The sequence below is a fragment of the Vibrio japonicus genome, from assembly GCF_024582835.1.
GTDB classification, from domain to species: domain Bacteria; phylum Pseudomonadota; class Gammaproteobacteria; order Enterobacterales; family Vibrionaceae; genus Vibrio; species Vibrio japonicus.
In genome coordinates this window covers 2,150,205-2,167,046 of sequence record NZ_CP102096.1, presented here as the reverse complement: position 1 = coordinate 2,167,046, position 16,842 = coordinate 2,150,205, and the positions used below count along the sequence as shown (strand labels likewise).

Here is a 16,842-nt window from a genome sequence, read left to right as displayed (position 1 = left end):
TCGTGAAGGAATTTAACTGGAAAAACGTGGACTTAAACTTGCTGGTGGCATTCCAGGCGCTGTATTTTGCAAGGAGTGTCAGTATCGCGGCCGAGCAATGCTGTGTTAGCCAGTCAGCCATGAGTCACACGCTGCAAAGAATGCGTACATTGTTTGATGACCCGTTGTTTGAACGAGTGGGGCTGAAAATGGAACCCACGAGGCGAGCGCAAGAGATAGCGCCAGTGATTGATCACTTACTTGGCAGTATTAAGAACGAATTGTTGAGCAAGAAGCACTTTTCACCGGATGGTTATACTGGCACATGGAAAATTGGATTAACCGATTATGCCGAGCAGTTGTTCGCTCCTCAACTGTACGACGCAATCAAACAATACTCACCTCACTCTCAGGTCAGTTTCTACAACGTCAACCGCAGTAATTATCTCGACATCGCAGAGAATGAAATGCTGGATGTGATCATCGGTAGTATTGAAAATCTGAATCGCCGTTTTCTTTGTGAGCACCTCTACACCGAGCAGCACTTGTGTTTGTTTGATCCGACAAGCGTCTCGTTTGAATCACCATTAACGCTGGAGCGTTTTGTTCAGATCGAGCACGCATTGGTAAGCCCAGATGGTCGTTTGCAGACGCAAGTTGACAAGTTATTGGCAAAACGTGGATTAGAGCGTCGTGTGGGAGTAGCGTCTCGTCATTTCTTGACCATCAGACGATTGCTAATAGGGCGTGAACTGGTTTGTATTGTGCCAAAGCGTTTTGCTGAGATGGATGTTGACCACCACGAGTTAGCGGCGGTGGCGCCTCCGGTAGAAGTCCCAGATTTTGATATTCACTTACTGTTTTTAAAAGCCAATCAGTATGAAGAGAAAAGCATTTGGATCAGAAAGCAGGTTGCCAAAGTGGTGAGATGAATGAACTGGCGCTTTGGTCGCCAGTCCATCTAGATAATAGTTTTCGGCTTAAGTGCTAGGCTTTGACATCCACTAGTAAACCATCAATTTGTTGATGATGTTCAGATCTTACACCTGCAAGGTTGCCATATTTAGGCGCGTGACGATCATTGACCAACGGAAAGTGCCAGCCAATCGTACTTTCAATAAACTGTTTTGCGAACTGTTCCGAAATCTCTAAACATCCCGCTAATACGGTATCGACATAGGTTTGAACAATTGGGCTTAATTCACAAGGTGGTTCAGGATCATCTTTAATATAAACCCACACGTGATCGCTTTCGCCGATACTATGGTCACAATCGATTTGGCTCGCGGGAATCAGCACGCGGTGATATCCCCGTTCTCGGATATCAAACCCTTCGAGTTCTGAGTCCTCTATTTTTAGTATCACGCCGTTCACCTGTCCGTCACCCTTATTCACAACAAGGGGAGAAAGGGTATAACTGCTATCGATTTTTCCCCAATAGCGTTTAAATCCTGACACAACGGCTGGGATGGCTGCGGAGGTTTGCCCTGTTAATTGACGAGAGGCAGAGTTCATTAAACTGCCATAACCAAATATATACGTAGTCATCCTTATCTCCTTTGTACTGACCGCTCTAAGCTACCTATTTTAAAGAGAAAAGAGAAGTGATAAATGCATGACTCTTATGTGTCATTTTGACTTTATTTGGTCGTGTCTAATTGACTTACTTTTATTTTTCTTGCCTTCTACTACACTGAGAAGACAGGGATTATTAAGTTGGAGCGAATTTTGCAGATGCTGGAACAGTATTTCTTTTTATGGGGGCGACCGTGCTCAACATCACCGATAAAAAAGTAGAGGAAGCAATTCCACCACTTCTCCGTTTAGGTTTTCGACCTTTTTTCTTACTCGGTTCACTTTACGCTGTTATTGCGATTGCAGTGTGGGTTTGGATGTTCCAAACAGGCCAACCTTCGGCACTGCAAGTCCCTGCGCTTTGGTGGCACGTCCATGAAATGTTGTTTGGGTTTGCGATGGCGATAGTTGTTGGGTTTGTTTTGACCGCCGTACAAAACTGGACGGGCATAAATGGGACAAAGCAAACGCGTTTAGCTATCTTAATTGTGCTCTGGTTACTGCCCCGTATTCTATTTTGGACGCCTGTCCCTTTATGGATCACCTCGACAATTGAAGCGGTATTTATTGCATTTGCTGCATTTGAAGTGGGCTCTCGTGTGATTAAATCAAAGGGCTGGCGTAATGTGTTTTTTATCCCTTTATTTATTCTCGCTATTGTTGCTAACTTTGCCAGCTACGCAACGATAAAAGGTATGCCGCCATTTCCTTCTTCTGCGGTTTGGCAAGCGATGTTGTGGTGGTTTACTTTATTGCTGTCGGTGATGGGGAGCCGTGTGATCCCATTTTTCACGGCTCGCCGCTTTAACTTTGAGAAACCTCAACCCCTGCCGATTCTAGAGTGGCTCGCGAACCTGCCTTTGGTTGCGCTGTTTATTTTGAGCTTTTTCCCGTTAACCTTCGATCAGCTAGGTCAGCCGTTGATGGTCGTTTCTGGGCTAGCTCACCTGATTCGGGTACTCAGGTGGCAGCCATGGCGCACGTTGAGTGAACCACTCGTTTGGTCATTACATGTAGCGTATTTGTGTATTCCAGTGAGTCTGCTGCTACGCGGTTTTCTATCGAATCCGTTTGTCGGCCATAACATGATCCACTTGTTTGCGATTGGCGCACTGGGTGGGTTGATACTGGCGATGGTTACGCGTGTCACTATGGGGCACACCGGAAGAGCTATTTATAAAGGGCCGAATATGACGATTGCGTTTGTCGCGATTGTTGTCGCAGCGTTGGTTCGTGGTGTCGGCGTGGCGTTTATGCCCGAACATATGATGCTGTGGGTGAATACCAGTGCCGTGTTATGGATGTTTGCTTTTGGTATGTATCTTTGGAGGTTTGGCTATATGTTGTTGACCCCAAGGGTTGATGGACACCCAGGGTAGCTTTGATTTATAGATATTGTGTTTTATAGAAATTAGAGACAAAAATCCCTCGGCAGAATTCGAGGGATTTTTATCTTTTAACTTATATGTTCTAACTGTGGGCAGTTAACTGGCTTTGGATAAGTTCATCACCTTATCCACTGATCGCTTTGTGTTGATGTACTCTGCAATCACTGACTGCTCGCGCTCATCTAGGTAAAGACCTAGTTTCGTTCTGCGCCATAGTAAGTCTTTTACTGTTTTGACATGTTCGTGATCAATCAAATAATCGATCTCACACTGGTAAACACCTTCTGCAAATTGCTCGCCCATCTCTTCTTCTGAATCGATGTTCGCTAGGAGCTTATGCGTGTAAGTGCCAAATTGTCGTACGTAGCGCATCGCCAGTTTGTCTGACAGCCAAGGATATTGCTCTGTGAGTGACTTCGCTAGTTGTTCGCGACTGCAGCTAAAGTTACCACCAGGTAAGGCTTGGTGGTTGGTCCAAGGTTTACCCATGGTAGAGAAGAAAGGTTCTAGTTTCTTCATCGCGGCTTCCCCAAGTTTACGGTAAGTGGTTAACTTACCGCCAAAAATAGAGAGAAGCGGTGCTTGATCCAACTCTTGTTCAAGCTCAAGTGTGTAATCACGAGTGATCGCTTGAGGTGAGTCTGACTCGTCATCACACAGCGGACGCACGCCACTGTATGTCCAAACGACATCGTCAGCCGAAATCTGCTTAACAAAATGTTGGTTAACGATATCCACCAAGTAGTCGACTTCGTCATCTTCAATCGAAACGTTACGAGGATCGCCTTTGTATTCCACGTCAGTGGTTCCAATGATGGAAAAGTCCCCCATGTATGGGATGACAAAAACAATGCGGTTGTCTTTGTTTTGAAGAATGTAGGCTTGCTCCTCATCATGTACTTTCGGTACGACAATGTGAGAGCCTTTGATCAAACGAATGTTTCGAGGTGATGGTGTGCTCAGCCCGTCATCAAAGAATTGTTTGACCCAAGGGCCAGCGGCATTCACTAAGGCCTTCGCTTTTCGTTCAAATTGTTCGCCAGTTAACTGGTTGGTGATGGTGACAGTCCAAATACCTTGTTCTCGTACAGCGCGGTCAACTTTACAGTAGTTCGCAACTTCGGCACCGTTTTCTTGCGCCGCTAAGATGTTTAGCAGCACTAAACGCGCATCATCAACCCAACAGTCGGAGTATTCAAAACCGACTTTCATTTCTTCTTTTAGTAGGCCCGACTTCGCAAGGTTGACCATGTGACTTGCAGGAAGTGTCGTACGTTTTCCTAGGTTGTCATATAAAAACAGACCGCAACGAATCATCCACGCCGGACGCAAGTATGGGCGGTGTGGTAAGCGGAAACGCATTGGCTGAGCGACATGTGGTGCTTTCTTTAGGAGAACTTCACGTTCGGCCAGTGCTTCCGAAACTAAACGAAACTCATAGTGTTCAAGGTAACGTAAACCACCGTGGATCAATTTCGAACTGGCAGAGGAGGTCGCAGAGGCAAAGTCATTGGCCTCGAACAAACCGACTGAAAGTCCACGTCCTGCAGCGTCTGCCGCAATACCTGCTCCATTGATACCGCCACCGATGACGAGTATATCCAGTACCTTTGAACTCTTATTTTGTTTATTTGTATACATAGTCACTGACCTAGCTAATCTTGAGCGAACGAACATTTAATAACATAAAAGAACTGTAGCTTAACTTTCGTTTTTGGTCATCTTTTATTTTCGATAATGAGCGTTTGTGTGATTTGTGCATAAAAAAACCTCTCCGATATGGGGAGAGGCTTTCTTTTTTGTCGGTGAGTGAGTGTTTTAAATAACGACTATGTTTAAGAAACGACTAACTAAATGGTGGTCGCGATCTCTACCGGAATATTATGCTCTTTCAATATATCCTGAATTTCCGCTGGTGGCGTTTGGTCGGTAAAGAGCGTGTGGATCTGAGCGATGCTACCGAGTTTCACCATCGCGTTTCGTCCAAACTTTGAATGATCGACGGCTAAGAATACACTGCGGCTGTTTTCTATAATGGCCTGTTTAACTCGAACTTCGTGGTAATCAAAGTCCAGTAAGGAGCCATCGTAGTCAATACCGCTGATCCCTAAAATACCAAAGTCGAGTCGGAACTGTTTGATGAAGTCCAATGTTGCTTCACCCACAATACCACCATCGCGGTTTCTGACTTCACCGCCCGCCAAAATGACAGAGATTTCAGGGTTGGGTAATAGGATGCTCGCCACGTTCAAGTTATTGGTGACAACGCGAAGTTGCTTGTGGTTCTGGCTGAGCGCTCTCGCAACGGCTTCTGGCGTTGTTCCAATGTCAATGAACAGCGTCGCACCGTTGGGAATGTGCTTGACCAACTCTTCTGCGATGAGGTCTTTCTCATTAAAGTTTTGTGACTTTCGCGTAGAGTAGGCGGTATTTTCGGAGCTGAGTGGGACGGTCGCGCCACCATGGTAACGGCGAATTTGGTTGGCATCGGCAAGTTCATTTAGATCACGACGAATGGTTTGCGGACTGACATCAAATCGCTCTACGAGTTCGTCTGTACTGACATAGCCCTGCTTTTTGACCAGTTCTATAATCTGCTGGTGTCTTGGAATTTGTTTCACACATGACTCCTTGATGTGTTCGGAAGACTCAAATGGAATCTTCGAAAATGCGCACTCACGCTATTGTGCGTGAATTTAAAGGCGCAGAGAAGCAACAATCCTCGGGAATCGGGCGTCAAACGTAAAAAAGAGCATTCGATGAATGCTCTTTTGCTCATTTTAAATAGCAGAGTGTGCGAGTCGCTGTTGGCTTAGTCGTCAGTGTCTCTTAGTTCAGCCCAAGTCTGAGCGCATTTCACCGCGCGCTTCCAGCCTTTGTAGCGACGAGCGCGTTTTTCTTCATCGTGATGAGGAACAAACGTGCGATCCAATTCCGCTTTGTCTTTTAGCTCATCAATGCTGTGCCAGAAATCAACGGCTAAACCAGCTAGGTAAGCCGCACCCAGTGCCGTTACTTCGGTCACTTTTGGTCGGTGAACGTCGGTATCAAGTACGTCAGACTGGAATTGCATTAAGAAGTTGTTGGCAACTGCACCACCATCAACGCGCAAGTTCGAGAGTTTGATGTTGGAGTCTGCTTGCATGGCGTCTAATACATCACGAGTTTGATACGCGATACTTTCCAGTGTTGCGCGAATAATATGGTTAGAGTTTACACCGCGTGTTAAACCAACAATTGTACCGCGTGCATAGGCATCCCAATATGGCGCGCCAAGACCCGTGAAAGCAGGAACCACGTAAACGCCATTAGAAGAATCCACTTTTGTGGCAAAGTACTCAGAGTCTTTCGCATCAGCCAGTAGTTTCATTTCGTCACGCAACCACTGAATGGAAGCGCCACCCATGAACACTGCACCTTCAAGTGCGTAAGCAGGCTCACCATTCGGACCACAAGCCAGTGTCGTCAGTAAGCCGTTAGTCGACGTGACTTTCTCTTGACCGGTGTTCATCAACAAGAAACAACCTGTGCCGTAAGTGTTTTTAGCCTGACCCGCCGAAACGCACATTTGGCCATATAAAGCGGCTTGTTGGTCACCCGCAATACCTGCAATTGGAATACGCGTACCGCCTTTACCACCGATATTCGTTTTACCGTAAACTTCTGATGAACGCTTCACTTCAGGCATCATCGATGCTGGGATATTAAGTTCTTTCAGCAGTTTTTCGTCCCAACACAGGTCGTTAATGTTAAATAGCATCGTACGAGAAGCGTTGGTGTAATCCGTTACGTGAACACGGCCTTGAGTCGCCTTCCATACCAGCCACGTATCCACGGTACCAAATAGCAGTTTGCCTGCTTCGGCGTCTTCTCGAGCGCCTTCAACGTTATCTAGGATCCACTTCACTTTCGTGCCTGAGAAGTATGGGTCAAGCACAAGACCAGTGTTCTCACGTACATAACCCTCTAGGCCGCGCGCTTTTAAATCTTCGCAAATATCTGCTGTACGGCGACATTGCCAAACAATCGCGTTGTATACAGGTTTACCGGTTTCTTTGTTCCAGACAATAGTTGTTTCACGTTGGTTAGTGATACCAATTGCCGCAACTTCATCACTGCTGATGCCTGATTTACCCAATACTTCAACTAGGGTAGAGCTTTGCGTTGCCCAGATTTCCATTGGATCGTGTTCAACCCAACCCGCCTCTGGGTAAATTTGTGTGAACTCACGTTGTGAAACGGCAACGATGTTCGCATCGTGATCTAAAACGACAGCGCGTGAGCTCGTTGTACCTTGGTCAAGAGCAACAATGTATTTCGGTTCGGTCATGGTCAGATCCTTTTAATCTCGTTCTTTATATTTTAGTTAATTAAGCGCGAACTTCTTCAGCGGCTTCCGCTTCATCACATTGGTTAGGGATAGTGCAACCTTGTCCGGTTTGCGGTAGGTAAGCGGCAATCGCTTTAGGATATAGCCAGCCTCCAAATAGAGCACCTGCGATTGGTGCCAAGATAGGTACGATAAAGTAAGGAATGTCTTTTGCTCCAGTCAGTGCGTAATCCCAACCCGCAAAGTAAGCAAACAGCTTAGGACCAAAATCACGAGCAGGGTTCATCGCAAAACCAGTTAGTGGACCTAATGAACCACCGATCACTGCGATAAGAATACCGATCAATAGTGGGTTCATTGCGCCGCGAGACGCGCCATTGCGCTCATCACCCAGTGCCAGAATGGCAAACATCAAGACCGCTGTAATCACAAACTCGACAGCAAATGCACCAAAGAATGACAGGGCAGCGTTAGGGTAAGTAGAGAAGATTCCCGCAGTTGCCAAGCCTTCTTGGCTCGAACGAACAAGGCTGTTTGCGACTTCATATTCTGTAAATAGGTTCGCGTACAAGCTGTAAACCAAAGCCGCGGAGCAGAAAGCACCTAAAAGTTGAGAAAGAATGTAAGGGATAACTTTCGCTTTATCAAAGCCGTGGAACGCCGCCAGAGCAATGGTGACAGCAGGATTAATATGAGCGCCAGAGACACCCGCCGTACAGTAAATCGCGATGGTGACACCAAAGCCCCATACGATACTGATTTCCCACTGCCCGAATTGAGCTCCAGTCAGTACCAAAGCAGCCACGCAGCCAACGCCAAAGAATATTAATAATCCCGTACCGATAAATTCGGCCAGGCACTCTCCGAAAAGAGTGGGTTGTTTATTGTTCATGGTAAGAGTCCTTTATGTTCTATTTGTGTGCATTATTTGTAGAGCACACTGCATATTCTGCATATTAAGGACTTTTCGAAAACAAAGAGACATCAAAAATGAGCGTTCGAGCATTGTTTTGATAATGAAAAGTATACTTTTTGTTAAAGGAGTCGTCGTTTTTGATCGTTTTGTGTGCAACAAACGAAAATTAGGCTAATGACGTGAAATAGAGCGATACAACAAGATAAAGCTCATGTATTCCTCTATAACTGTATGTATATATTACATTTTAATAACGTATTAGTACGAAGTGGGTAGCCTAGGTGTGATATTAGTTGCAAGAATGTGGCACGATCGTTCAACCATTACGCAGGTTGATTTATTTCTGGTCGTACCAAATTGAAAGTAATTGAGCGAAAAGGAAGTGCGTGAGTGAATTCGCTCAATGCTTGGTCGCGTTACGGTTTGAGAATCAGTTGGAACTTATGTTCGAGTTCCGCCAATGCGTCTTCAACGCAGGGCTGTGGTTTGCTCAGGTGACCAATCAAGGTCATAAAATAGCAATCCATGATTAAAGGCAGCTTGGATTCAAGGGTTGTATCTAGGCTGACGAATTCAAACAGTTGCTGATTAAAGGTTTGATAATATTCGAGATCCCAAATCACTTCCTTGAGTAGCGCGCGGCTCAACGACACATTGCGAAAGTAAAAGTGGTAATACGCGCTGACTAAGTGTTTACCTAATTCAACCCCCGCTTTATCGCTCGATTTGAGCGTTTGCTCACTCAATTGGGTCAGCTGACTCAGCATTCCTTCACGCAGCATGTCCAATTTGGTCGGGAAATGACTAAATACCGTTCCATCGGCCACTCCTGCCTCGCGAGCAATTTGCCTCGTAGTGGTCTCTTCGTAACCGTTTTCTGCGAACAAAGTCCAAGCAGCGTTGAGAATACGTTCTCTGGTGATTTGTCGTTTACTCATTGGTGATCCTACAAATGATTCGCGCTTGATCATACCGATAGCCGATATGTTTGACAAATTGAGCGTGCTCAATTATAAAAAAATGAGCACGCTCAATTTTGGGTTTAAGGAGAAAACCGAATGAAGTATTTAGAGAAGTTAGCGCAATTCACCCTTTTCTTACCTGCCATTTTTTGTTTTTCGTACCTGTTAAGGCCCGTGTTGATGGTGATTTTGATCCCGGGTGGCTTGGTATTTTTAGCGATCCTTGGCGGCAAAGAGGTGAGGGAAGAATTAATGAAAATGATTAAGGAACAATTATGGTCAAGCCCGACAAGCTCCCACAAAGCAGTACGTTAGCCAGCCACGTGCATCAAAGTGATTTCTGCGACGCGCTGACTTTTATGGTTTCTGAAGATGGGATGAGCCCTTCGGATGTGTATGTGGCTATTTTTGGTCAATTGCCTCCCTTTGTGCAGCAGTTGATGTCGCTGCGCAACCAGATCGTGGAGCCGTTTGGTTTCAAAGTGCAAGAAATCCAATCTTTGCCGTCTGCAGAATTGCTCAAAACGAGTAAAGGGGAAGGGCTACACCAAGTTGAACATTTGGATGACCAGGAAATCATCTGTTCAAGTGCAGAAAAGCACATGCAGGTTTGGTTATCAGTGGTTAAACGTTCTGAGCGTCAATTCACACTGTCGACTATGGTGGCCACCCATTCAGCGATTGGGAAGGCCTACCTGAATGTAGTGATCCCTTTCCACAAGGTTGTCGCTATGGCGAGTGTTAGAGCCATGCTTAAAAATGTGCAGCTAAAAAAAGAGCCGAGCAATTAGCCCGGCTCTCTGTCTATCAATTGAGTGATATTAGTTGTTGCTGTGTAGCATGCTGTTGAGTTCAACGGCAGTCTTGTTAGCTAGACACTCAATTTGACCAGTTACTGAGTTGCGACGGAACAGTAGGTCTGCAACACCAGCAAGGTCACGCGCTTTCACGATTTCTACTTCGTTGCCGTCTGAATCTAGCATGCGCACTTTCGAACCCGCCGTAACGTACAGGCCAGATTCAACGGTACAGCGGTCACCTAGAGGGAAGCCAAGACCAGAGTTTGCGCCTAGTAGAGAGTTTTCGCCAATAGAAACGACCACTTTGCCGCCACCTGATAGCGTACCCATGATAGACGCACCACCGCCGATGTCTGAACCGTTGCCAACCATAACGCCAGCAGAGATACGGCCTTCAACCATGCTCACGCCAGTTGTACCCGCGTTGAAGTTGATGAAGCCTTCGTGCATGACAGTCGTGCCTTCGCCAACGTGCGCGCCCAAACGTACGCGAGAAGTATCCGCAATACGAATGCCAGCAGGTACAACGTAGTCGACCATTTTAGGGAACTTATCAACGCAATCTACTGACAGTGTACGACCCGCTAGGCGAGCTTCAATTTGACGATCAGCCAGTTCTGGTAGATCGATAGGGCCTTCGTTTGTCCACGCAATGTTGTGCAGTAGACCGAAGATACCGTCCAGTACTGTACCGTGTGGTTGAACTAGGCGGTTTGAGATAAGTTGAAGTTTTAAGAAACCTTCAGCAACCGATTGTGGCTGCTCATCCGTCGCTAGGATAACCAGTACAAGTGGCTGAGCAGATTGTGCCGCTTTTTGTGCGAAAGATGCGTTGGCTGCATCGTCGTTTGCTTCAAATGCTGCCACAAGCTCAGTGCTTTGCGCCGCAGAGATCTCAATAGCTTGGTTGCCTTGCTCGTAACCAGCAACTTTGGCCACTGCTGCGACTAGCGCGTCTGAAGGGTTAAGTACTGGGTTTGGAAAAAACGCTTCAATGATTTTTCCGTCACGGTTTTTGGTTGCCGTACCAAAGGCTAGTGAAAAGTAAGCCATGTTGAATCTCCATGTTTATTGATCTGTAAAGAGAGAATAGTGCGCTCTTATTCAATGTTGAGTTCATCATAAAGAGAGCGTTTTAGACTTTAAAGAGCTGAACCGGATAAAGTCTGTAAGACGATATGTTTTGTCTCTTTATCGATATCTTGTCTTTTTAGATATATTGTCTTTTAAATCTGTTTTGTAAGTAAAGCGAAGCCAGAATGAAAAAAGCCCGAAGCGATGCTTCGGGCTTTTGAGACTTTACTTAGAACTGATTGGCGCGTGCTTTTGTATCATTAGCTTTATATTGTCCAACCATTACACCCGATGAGCTGGGGTGTATTTAAGCAGAATTACTTCTTGCCTAGGTCTGATGCGTACTCAGATAGGAATGCTGCAACACCTTGTGGAGATGCATCCATACCTTTTTTGCCTTCTTCCCATTGTGCTGGGCAAACTTCACCGTGAGTTTGGTGGAAGTTAAGAGCGTCAACCATACGTAGCATTTCGTCGATGTTACGGCCTAGTGGTAGGTCGTTAACTACTTGGTGACGTACTAGACCGTCTTCGTCGATTAGGAAAGAACCACGGAAAGCAACGCCTGCTTCTGGGTGCTCAACGTCGTATGCTTTACAGATTTCGTGCTTAACGTCAGCAACTAGTGGGTACTTAACTTGACCGATACCGCCATCTTCGATAGCAGTGTTACGCCATGCGTTGTGAGAGAACTGAGAATCGATAGAAACACCGATTACTTCAACGCCTTTAGCTTGGAAGTCTTCTAGACGGTTGTCGAATGCGATTAGCTCAGATGGGCAAACGAAAGTGAAATCTAGTGGGTAGAAGAAAACAACCGCTTTCTTACCTTTAGTGAACTCTGCAAAGTTGAAGTTATCAACGATTTCACCGTTACCAAGAACAGCTGCAGCAGTAAAATCTGGGGCTTGACGACCTACTAGTACCATTTTTTTGCTCCTAAAAAGTATGGTTAGTACCAAACCAAATTCAGTATGGTTGGTTTGGTTCGTGTTTGAACGAGACAAACTATAGTACAGGTAGTAGTATGGAAAAAAGCGAATTAAATAGATTAAGTTAATCGAAAAAAGCGATAAGCGTAAAACGTTTAACTTGGACAACTTATAGACAGATAGAGAAAGTAAAACGATGAACAAATGGCCGAGCCTCAAACAGTTACACTATCTTGTCACATTGCATGAAACGCGTCATTTTAGTGAAGCGGCAGAAAAATGTTTCGTCAGCCAATCAACGTTAAGTAAAGGTATCCAGAACTTAGAAGAGCTGATTGGCTGTCCTTTATACGAGAAAAAAGACAAGAAGAGCCCACTGGTGTTTACTCAAACCGGTGAAATGGTTGTCCAGCAAGGAAGAGAGTTGCTGGCAAAAGGGCAAGATTTGGTTGAGCTAGGCCGCATGTGCCAAGGCAGTGAAATGCAAGGGAAACTGAAAGTGGGGTGTATCCCGACTATCGCGCCTTTCCTTTTAAGTAAACTGGTACAAGAGGTGAACACCCGGTTTCCTCAATTAAACATGTTGTTAAAAGAAGATACGACAACGAATTTGCTCGCGGCACTGCGTCAGGGTGAGTTGGATGTATTGATCCTTGCGCTACCTGTGAATATTGATGGTATGGAGAGCCGTATTGTGGGCACTGACCCATTTCGTATGGTCATTAGTCGCGATCAAGCTGACTCGATTAAAGTACCGCTCCGTTACGATGACTTACCCAATGAATCTGTTTTCTTGTTGGAGAATGAGCATTGTTTAACTGAGCACGCAGTTTCTGCCTGTCAGTTAACCGATAAAGAGAAGATTAATCCATTTTCTGCCACCAGCTTGCATACCTTGGTTCAAATGGTAGCGAATGGTTTAGGTACGACTTTTATCCCACAAATGGCGATTGACCATGGTCTTATCGATAACCAAAATTTAGTCGTGGTTGATCCCCCAGGTCAACAGGCACACCGTCATATTGGCCTAGTTTGGAGGCCCAGCTCGTCTAGAGTTAGCACTTTTAATCAATTAGCCGATGTCGTCTCAGGGCTCCTTTAGCGGATAGTATTAGGTCGACATGCCATCGTATCTGAAAAAAGCACACTACTTTTAGTGTGCTTTTTAGCATTTTATTCTGATGGTGAACTTTAACTTGTAAAATTTTACAAGTTAATTTTGATGAAGATTTCATTAAATTGTGAAATTTCACAGTGTGAATTTTACAGCAGTAAAAATCAGCCGTGTTTAACTCCCTTTCCATCTTCTCCAGTCAAGCCATGTAAATAAAGGCGCAAATGCCGACATTTAAAAATAAAACGCACGTTTTAAATGATTACACATGCTTAATTTTACTGTAATTAAATTACGTAATTGCTTTCGGTTTTTGAGGTGAATTTAAGGACTTTGTCACATCGGGATAAAACTTTGAATTTAACTTTTTGTTTACTTTGAGGGTTTCTAAATAATCGTGCCTGGTATAGCTTAAATGCAGGCTTTTTAAGACTTATGTCTAGATTGTAAACCATTTTAAGGTTAGCGAAAGTAGAGCCACAGACAGAACAATAGCTGGAATGTAAATAACAATTGAGTTGGAAGTTGGTTGTTGTTTGATACTTACAAATGTAATCCAGCATCCATTACTCTAGTAAGGAATAAATTATGCTTGCCCAAACACCAGATAGAGCAAAAACAACAGAAGTCCAAGAAGATGGGCTTGAAGTAACTGGTAGCCTTTTGCCAGAGCATCAAGCTGTTTTCCCTGTTGAAGCCCAAAAGTTTTTGTCTATTCTGTGTGAAAAGTTCGCTGGACGCATCGATACGTTGCTAGCTGCTCGTGAAGCAAAGCAGGCAGCAATTGATGCAGGTGAACTACCGGACTTTCTCCAAGATACGCAAGATATCCGAGAAGGTAGCTGGAAAATTATGGGGATACCACAAGATCTGCAAGATCGCCGTGTGGAAATTACCGGACCTACTGATCGTAAAATGGTGATTAACGCGTTGAATGCGAATGTAAAAGTATTCATGGCTGATTTTGAAGATTCGATGTCTCCAGCTTGGGATAAAGTGCTTGATGGTCAAATTAACCTGCGCGATGCAGTGAATGGCGAGATTAGCTACACCAATCCGGTTAATGGCAAGCGGTATCAGCTGGCAAATGATCCAGCAGTTTTGATCTGCCGTGTGCGTGGCTTACACCTAAAAGAAAAACACGTAACGTTTAATGGTCAGATCATTCCAGGGGCGCTGTTTGATTTCGCGCTTTATTTTTTCAACAACTACAAAGCGTTGTTGAAAAAAGGCAGCGGCCCTTATTTTTATCTTCCTAAATTGCAGTCTTATAAAGAAGCACAGTGGTGGAGTGACTTATTCCACTATACCGAAGACTACTTTGGCTTAGATACAGGCACGATCAAAGCAACCGTTTTGATTGAGACTTTACCTGCCGTGTTCGAGATGGACGAGATTTTGTTCTCACTGAAAGAGCATATTGTTGGTCTTAACTGTGGTCGCTGGGACTACATCTTTAGCTACATCAAAACTCTGAAAAACCACCCAGACCGTGTTCTGCCGGATCGCCAAGTGGTGACGATGGATAAGCCGTTCCTAAATGCCTATTCGCGTTTACTTATCCGTACGTGTCACAGACGTGGTGCGTTCGCTATGGGAGGTATGGCCGCCTTTATCCCAGCAAAAACGCCAGAAGAAAACCAAAAAGTGTTGGATAAAATCTTCACGGATAAGTCTCTGGAAGCCAACAACGGTCATGATGGCACATGGGTGGCGCACCCTGGCTTGGCAAATACGGCAATGGAAGTGTTTGGCAGTGTACTCGGTCAGCGCAGCAATCAATTGGATGTCTCTCGCGAAGAAGACGCACCAATTACGGCGAAAGATCTGCTTGAACCTTGTGAAGGGGAAAGAACCGAGCAGGGGATGCGTCACAACATCCGCGTAGCATTGCAGTACATTGAAGCGTGGATCTCCGGAAACGGCTGTGTGCCTATCTACGGACTAATGGAAGACGCGGCGACGGCTGAGATCTCTCGCGCTTCAATCTGGCAATGGATTCAACACGGTAAAGACTTGGACAACGGAAAGACAGTCACGAACGAGTTGTTTGAGCAATACCTAGCTGAAGAGATTGATGTGGTTAAAGCGGAAATCGGAGCCGAGCGTTTCAATTCGGGTCGATTTACAGAAGCAGCAGACTTGATGGCAAAACTTACAACAAGTAAAGAGCTAACGAATTTCTTAACTGTTCCAGGCTATGACTACCTGGACTAATAACAAAACAAGCAATTTTAAATAGCCAATAACGTAAACATTCCGGAGGCGGGTATGGATGTACCGCCAAAGACAAGGAAAAATCAGCGCCCGTTTTTAACACACAAGAGGCGCCTATCAAAAAAGAGGGATAGACCAATGACTACATTAACTCGCCGCCAACAAATCGAAGCTCTGGAAAAAGACTGGGCAACCAATCCACGCTGGAAACACGTGAAGCGTCCGTACACTGCTGAAGAAGTGGTAGAACTGCGCGGTTCTATGGTTCCTGCAAACACAATTGCACAACGTGGTGCAGATAAGCTGTGGTCACTGGTCAACGGTAGCGCGAAAAAAGGCTACGTGAACTGTCTGGGTGCACTAACGGGTGGTCAAGCGGTACAGCAAGCGAAAGCGGGTATCGAAGCGATTTACCTATCAGGCTGGCAGGTAGCGGCAGATAACAACACGGCCTCTACCATGTACCCAGACCAATCTCTGTACCCAGTGGATTCGGTTCCTTCGGTAGTAAAACGCATCAACAACTCGTTCCGTCGCGCAGACCAAATCCAGTGGTCTGGTGGTAAGTCACCTGAAGATGAAGGCGGTATTGATTACTTCCTACCAATCGTAGCGGATGCAGAAGCAGGTTTTGGTGGCGTACTAAATGCTTACGAACTGATGAAGTCGATGATTGATGCCGGTGCAGCAGGCGTTCACTTTGAAGACCAGCTAGCGTCAGTGAAGAAGTGTGGTCACATGGGCGGTAAAGTACTGGTTCCAACGCAAGAAGCGGTACAAAAACTGGTCGCAGCGCGTTTGGCAGCCGACGTAGCAGGCACAACAACATTGGTTATTGCTCGTACCGATGCGAACGCAGCTGACCTACTGACGTCAGATTGCGACCCATACGATAAAGATTTCATCGAAGGTGAGCGTACTCAAGAAGGTTTCTACCGCGTACGTGCAGGTATCGACCAAGCGATCTCTCGTGGATTGGCATACGCACCTTACGCAGACCTTATTTGGTGTGAAACAGCAACACCTTGTTTGGAAGAAGCGCGTAAGTTTGCTGAAGCAATCCACGCGGAATACCCAGACCAGCTACTCGCGTACAACTGTTCTCCATCATTTAACTGGGAGAAGAATCTAGATGCTGAAACTATCGCTAAGTTCCAACAAGAACTTTCAGACATGGGTTACAAGTACCAGTTCATCACTCTAGCGGGTATCCACAACATGTGGTTCAACATGTTCGAGCTAGCGCACGACTACGCGAAGGGTGAAGGTATGCGCCACTACGTTGAGAAAGTACAGCGTCCAGAGTTCCAAGCAGCTGAGAAAGGTTACACATTCGTAGCGCACCAGCAAGAAGTAGGTACAGGTTACTTTGATAAGATGACGAATACGATTCAGGGCGGTAATTCATCAGTAACAGCCCTGACAGGTTCTACGGAAGAAGATCAATTCTAATCCCTAACCTTAGTGCCACGTCGGCGAGTAAAGGAATGCAGGCCTCTAACTCGCCATTATTTTGGTACTGATATTCTGTTTTAGGCATAAACTTTGACATGCT

15 protein-coding genes are annotated in these 16,842 nt (G+C 45.5%); 7 read left to right on the top strand and 8 right to left on the bottom strand.

Annotated elements, in window-relative coordinates:
- Window positions 1-2 precede the first annotated feature (2 nt).
- On the top strand, window positions 3-911 hold the full coding sequence (locus NP165_RS10175; protein WP_257085584.1) for a LysR family transcriptional regulator: 909 nt from the start codon (window positions 3-5) through the stop codon (window positions 909-911).
- Window positions 912-966: 55 nt separating this feature from the next.
- Here the strand turns inward: NP165_RS10175 and NP165_RS10170 are convergent, their stop codons facing one another.
- The gene (locus NP165_RS10170; protein ID WP_257083860.1) at window positions 967-1,527 is read right to left on the bottom strand and encodes a gamma-glutamylcyclotransferase family protein; all 561 of its coding nucleotides are present in this window, start codon (window positions 1,525-1,527) and stop codon (window positions 967-969) included.
- 221 nt (window positions 1,528-1,748) lie between these two features.
- Here NP165_RS10170 and NP165_RS10165 point away from each other — a divergent pair, with 221 nt between their 5' ends.
- Window positions 1,749-2,933 carry an NnrS family protein gene (locus tag NP165_RS10165; RefSeq protein WP_257083859.1) on the top strand — a complete coding sequence of 395 codons (1,185 nt, stop codon included), beginning with the start codon at window positions 1,749-1,751 and terminating at the stop codon, window positions 2,931-2,933.
- A 105-nt stretch (window positions 2,934-3,038) separates the two neighbouring features.
- Here NP165_RS10165 and glpD read toward each other — a convergent pair whose 3' ends face one another.
- From glpD to NP165_RS10140, 5 genes are all read right to left on the bottom strand, one after another.
- Window positions 3,039-4,583: a glycerol-3-phosphate dehydrogenase gene (gene glpD / locus NP165_RS10160; RefSeq protein ID WP_257083858.1), complete on the bottom strand. Its 1,545-nt coding sequence runs from the start codon at window positions 4,581-4,583 to the stop codon at window positions 3,039-3,041.
- Window positions 4,584-4,792: 209 nt separating this feature from the next.
- Window positions 4,793-5,563, bottom strand: coding sequence for a DeoR/GlpR family transcriptional regulator (locus NP165_RS10155; protein ID WP_257083857.1), 771 nt, complete (start codon window positions 5,561-5,563; stop codon window positions 4,793-4,795).
- A gap of 191 nt (window positions 5,564-5,754) precedes the next feature.
- Complete coding sequence (glpK, locus tag NP165_RS10150) at window positions 5,755-7,272, bottom strand: glycerol kinase GlpK (RefSeq protein WP_257083856.1); 1,518 nt, start codon at window positions 7,270-7,272, stop codon at window positions 5,755-5,757.
- 40 nt (window positions 7,273-7,312) lie between these two features.
- Window positions 7,313-8,164, bottom strand: a complete 852-nt coding sequence (locus NP165_RS10145) for an MIP/aquaporin family protein (RefSeq protein ID WP_257083855.1) — start codon at window positions 8,162-8,164, stop codon at window positions 7,313-7,315.
- 440 nt (window positions 8,165-8,604) lie between these two features.
- On the bottom strand, window positions 8,605-9,126 hold the full coding sequence (locus NP165_RS10140) for a TetR/AcrR family transcriptional regulator (RefSeq protein WP_257083854.1): 522 nt from the start codon (window positions 9,124-9,126) through the stop codon (window positions 8,605-8,607).
- A gap of 120 nt (window positions 9,127-9,246) precedes the next feature.
- On the opposite strand from NP165_RS10140, the gene NP165_RS10135 reads away from it, so the two are divergent.
- Window positions 9,247-9,465 carry a hypothetical protein gene (locus NP165_RS10135; protein ID WP_257083853.1) on the top strand — a complete coding sequence of 73 codons (219 nt, stop codon included), beginning with the start codon at window positions 9,247-9,249 and terminating at the stop codon, window positions 9,463-9,465.
- Complete coding sequence (locus tag NP165_RS10130) at window positions 9,426-9,941, top strand: DUF2867 domain-containing protein (RefSeq protein WP_257083852.1); 516 nt, start codon at window positions 9,426-9,428, stop codon at window positions 9,939-9,941. The genes NP165_RS10135 and NP165_RS10130 overlap by 40 nt, the downstream gene beginning before the upstream one ends.
- Window positions 9,942-9,971: 30 nt before the next feature.
- Here the strand turns inward: NP165_RS10130 and dapD are convergent, their stop codons facing one another.
- Both dapD and NP165_RS10120 read right to left on the bottom strand, forming a co-directional pair.
- Window positions 9,972-11,003: a 2,3,4,5-tetrahydropyridine-2,6-dicarboxylate N-succinyltransferase gene (gene dapD / locus NP165_RS10125; protein WP_257083851.1), complete on the bottom strand. Its 1,032-nt coding sequence runs from the start codon at window positions 11,001-11,003 to the stop codon at window positions 9,972-9,974.
- Window positions 11,004-11,341: 338 nt separating this feature from the next.
- Window positions 11,342-11,953 (bottom strand): peroxiredoxin C, encoded by a 612-nt coding sequence (locus NP165_RS10120; RefSeq protein WP_257083850.1) that lies wholly within the window; start codon window positions 11,951-11,953, stop codon window positions 11,342-11,344.
- Window positions 11,954-12,152: 199 nt separating this feature from the next.
- On the opposite strand from NP165_RS10120, the gene NP165_RS10115 reads away from it, so the two are divergent.
- The 3 genes from NP165_RS10115 to aceA all read left to right on the top strand — a co-directional run bounded on the left by NP165_RS10115 (window position 12,153) and on the right by aceA (window position 16,739).
- Window positions 12,153-13,058 (top strand): hydrogen peroxide-inducible genes activator, encoded by a 906-nt coding sequence (locus tag NP165_RS10115; RefSeq protein ID WP_257083849.1) that lies wholly within the window; start codon window positions 12,153-12,155, stop codon window positions 13,056-13,058.
- A 600-nt stretch (window positions 13,059-13,658) separates the two neighbouring features.
- Entirely contained in the window at window positions 13,659-15,287 is a 1,629-nt protein-coding gene (gene aceB, locus NP165_RS10110) for a malate synthase A (RefSeq protein ID WP_257083848.1), read from the top strand.
- Window positions 15,288-15,425: 138 nt separating this feature from the next.
- Window positions 15,426-16,739 carry an isocitrate lyase gene (aceA, locus tag NP165_RS10105; protein ID WP_257083847.1) on the top strand — a complete coding sequence of 438 codons (1,314 nt, stop codon included), beginning with the start codon at window positions 15,426-15,428 and terminating at the stop codon, window positions 16,737-16,739.
- Window positions 16,740-16,842 lie beyond the last annotated feature (103 nt).

Bases quoted from the DNA above. Each gene is read 5' to 3' on its own strand.
- NP165_RS10170 (WP_257083860.1), bottom strand. From the start codon at position 1,527: ATGACTACGTATATATTTGGTTATGGCAGTTTAATGAACTCTGCCTCT.
- glpD (WP_257083858.1), bottom strand. From the start codon at position 4,583: ATGTATACAAATAAACAAAATAAGAGTTCAAAGGTACTGGATATACTC.
- glpK (WP_257083856.1), bottom strand. From the start codon at position 7,272: ATGACCGAACCGAAATACATTGTTGCTCTTGACCAAGGTACAACGAGC.
- NP165_RS10145 (WP_257083855.1), bottom strand. From the start codon at position 8,164: ATGAACAATAAACAACCCACTCTTTTCGGAGAGTGCCTGGCCGAATTT.
- NP165_RS10140 (WP_257083854.1), bottom strand. From the start codon at position 9,126: ATGAGTAAACGACAAATCACCAGAGAACGTATTCTCAACGCTGCTTGG.
- NP165_RS10135 (WP_257083853.1), top strand. From the start codon at position 9,247: ATGAAGTATTTAGAGAAGTTAGCGCAATTCACCCTTTTCTTACCTGCC.
- NP165_RS10130 (WP_257083852.1), top strand. From the start codon at position 9,426: ATGGTCAAGCCCGACAAGCTCCCACAAAGCAGTACGTTAGCCAGCCAC.
- dapD (WP_257083851.1), bottom strand. From the start codon at position 11,003: ATGGCTTACTTTTCACTAGCCTTTGGTACGGCAACCAAAAACCGTGAC.
- NP165_RS10120 (WP_257083850.1), bottom strand. From the start codon at position 11,953: ATGGTACTAGTAGGTCGTCAAGCCCCAGATTTTACTGCTGCAGCTGTT.
- NP165_RS10115 (WP_257083849.1), top strand. From the start codon at position 12,153: ATGAACAAATGGCCGAGCCTCAAACAGTTACACTATCTTGTCACATTG.
- aceB (WP_257083848.1), top strand. From the start codon at position 13,659: ATGCTTGCCCAAACACCAGATAGAGCAAAAACAACAGAAGTCCAAGAA.
- aceA (WP_257083847.1), top strand. From the start codon at position 15,426: ATGACTACATTAACTCGCCGCCAACAAATCGAAGCTCTGGAAAAAGAC.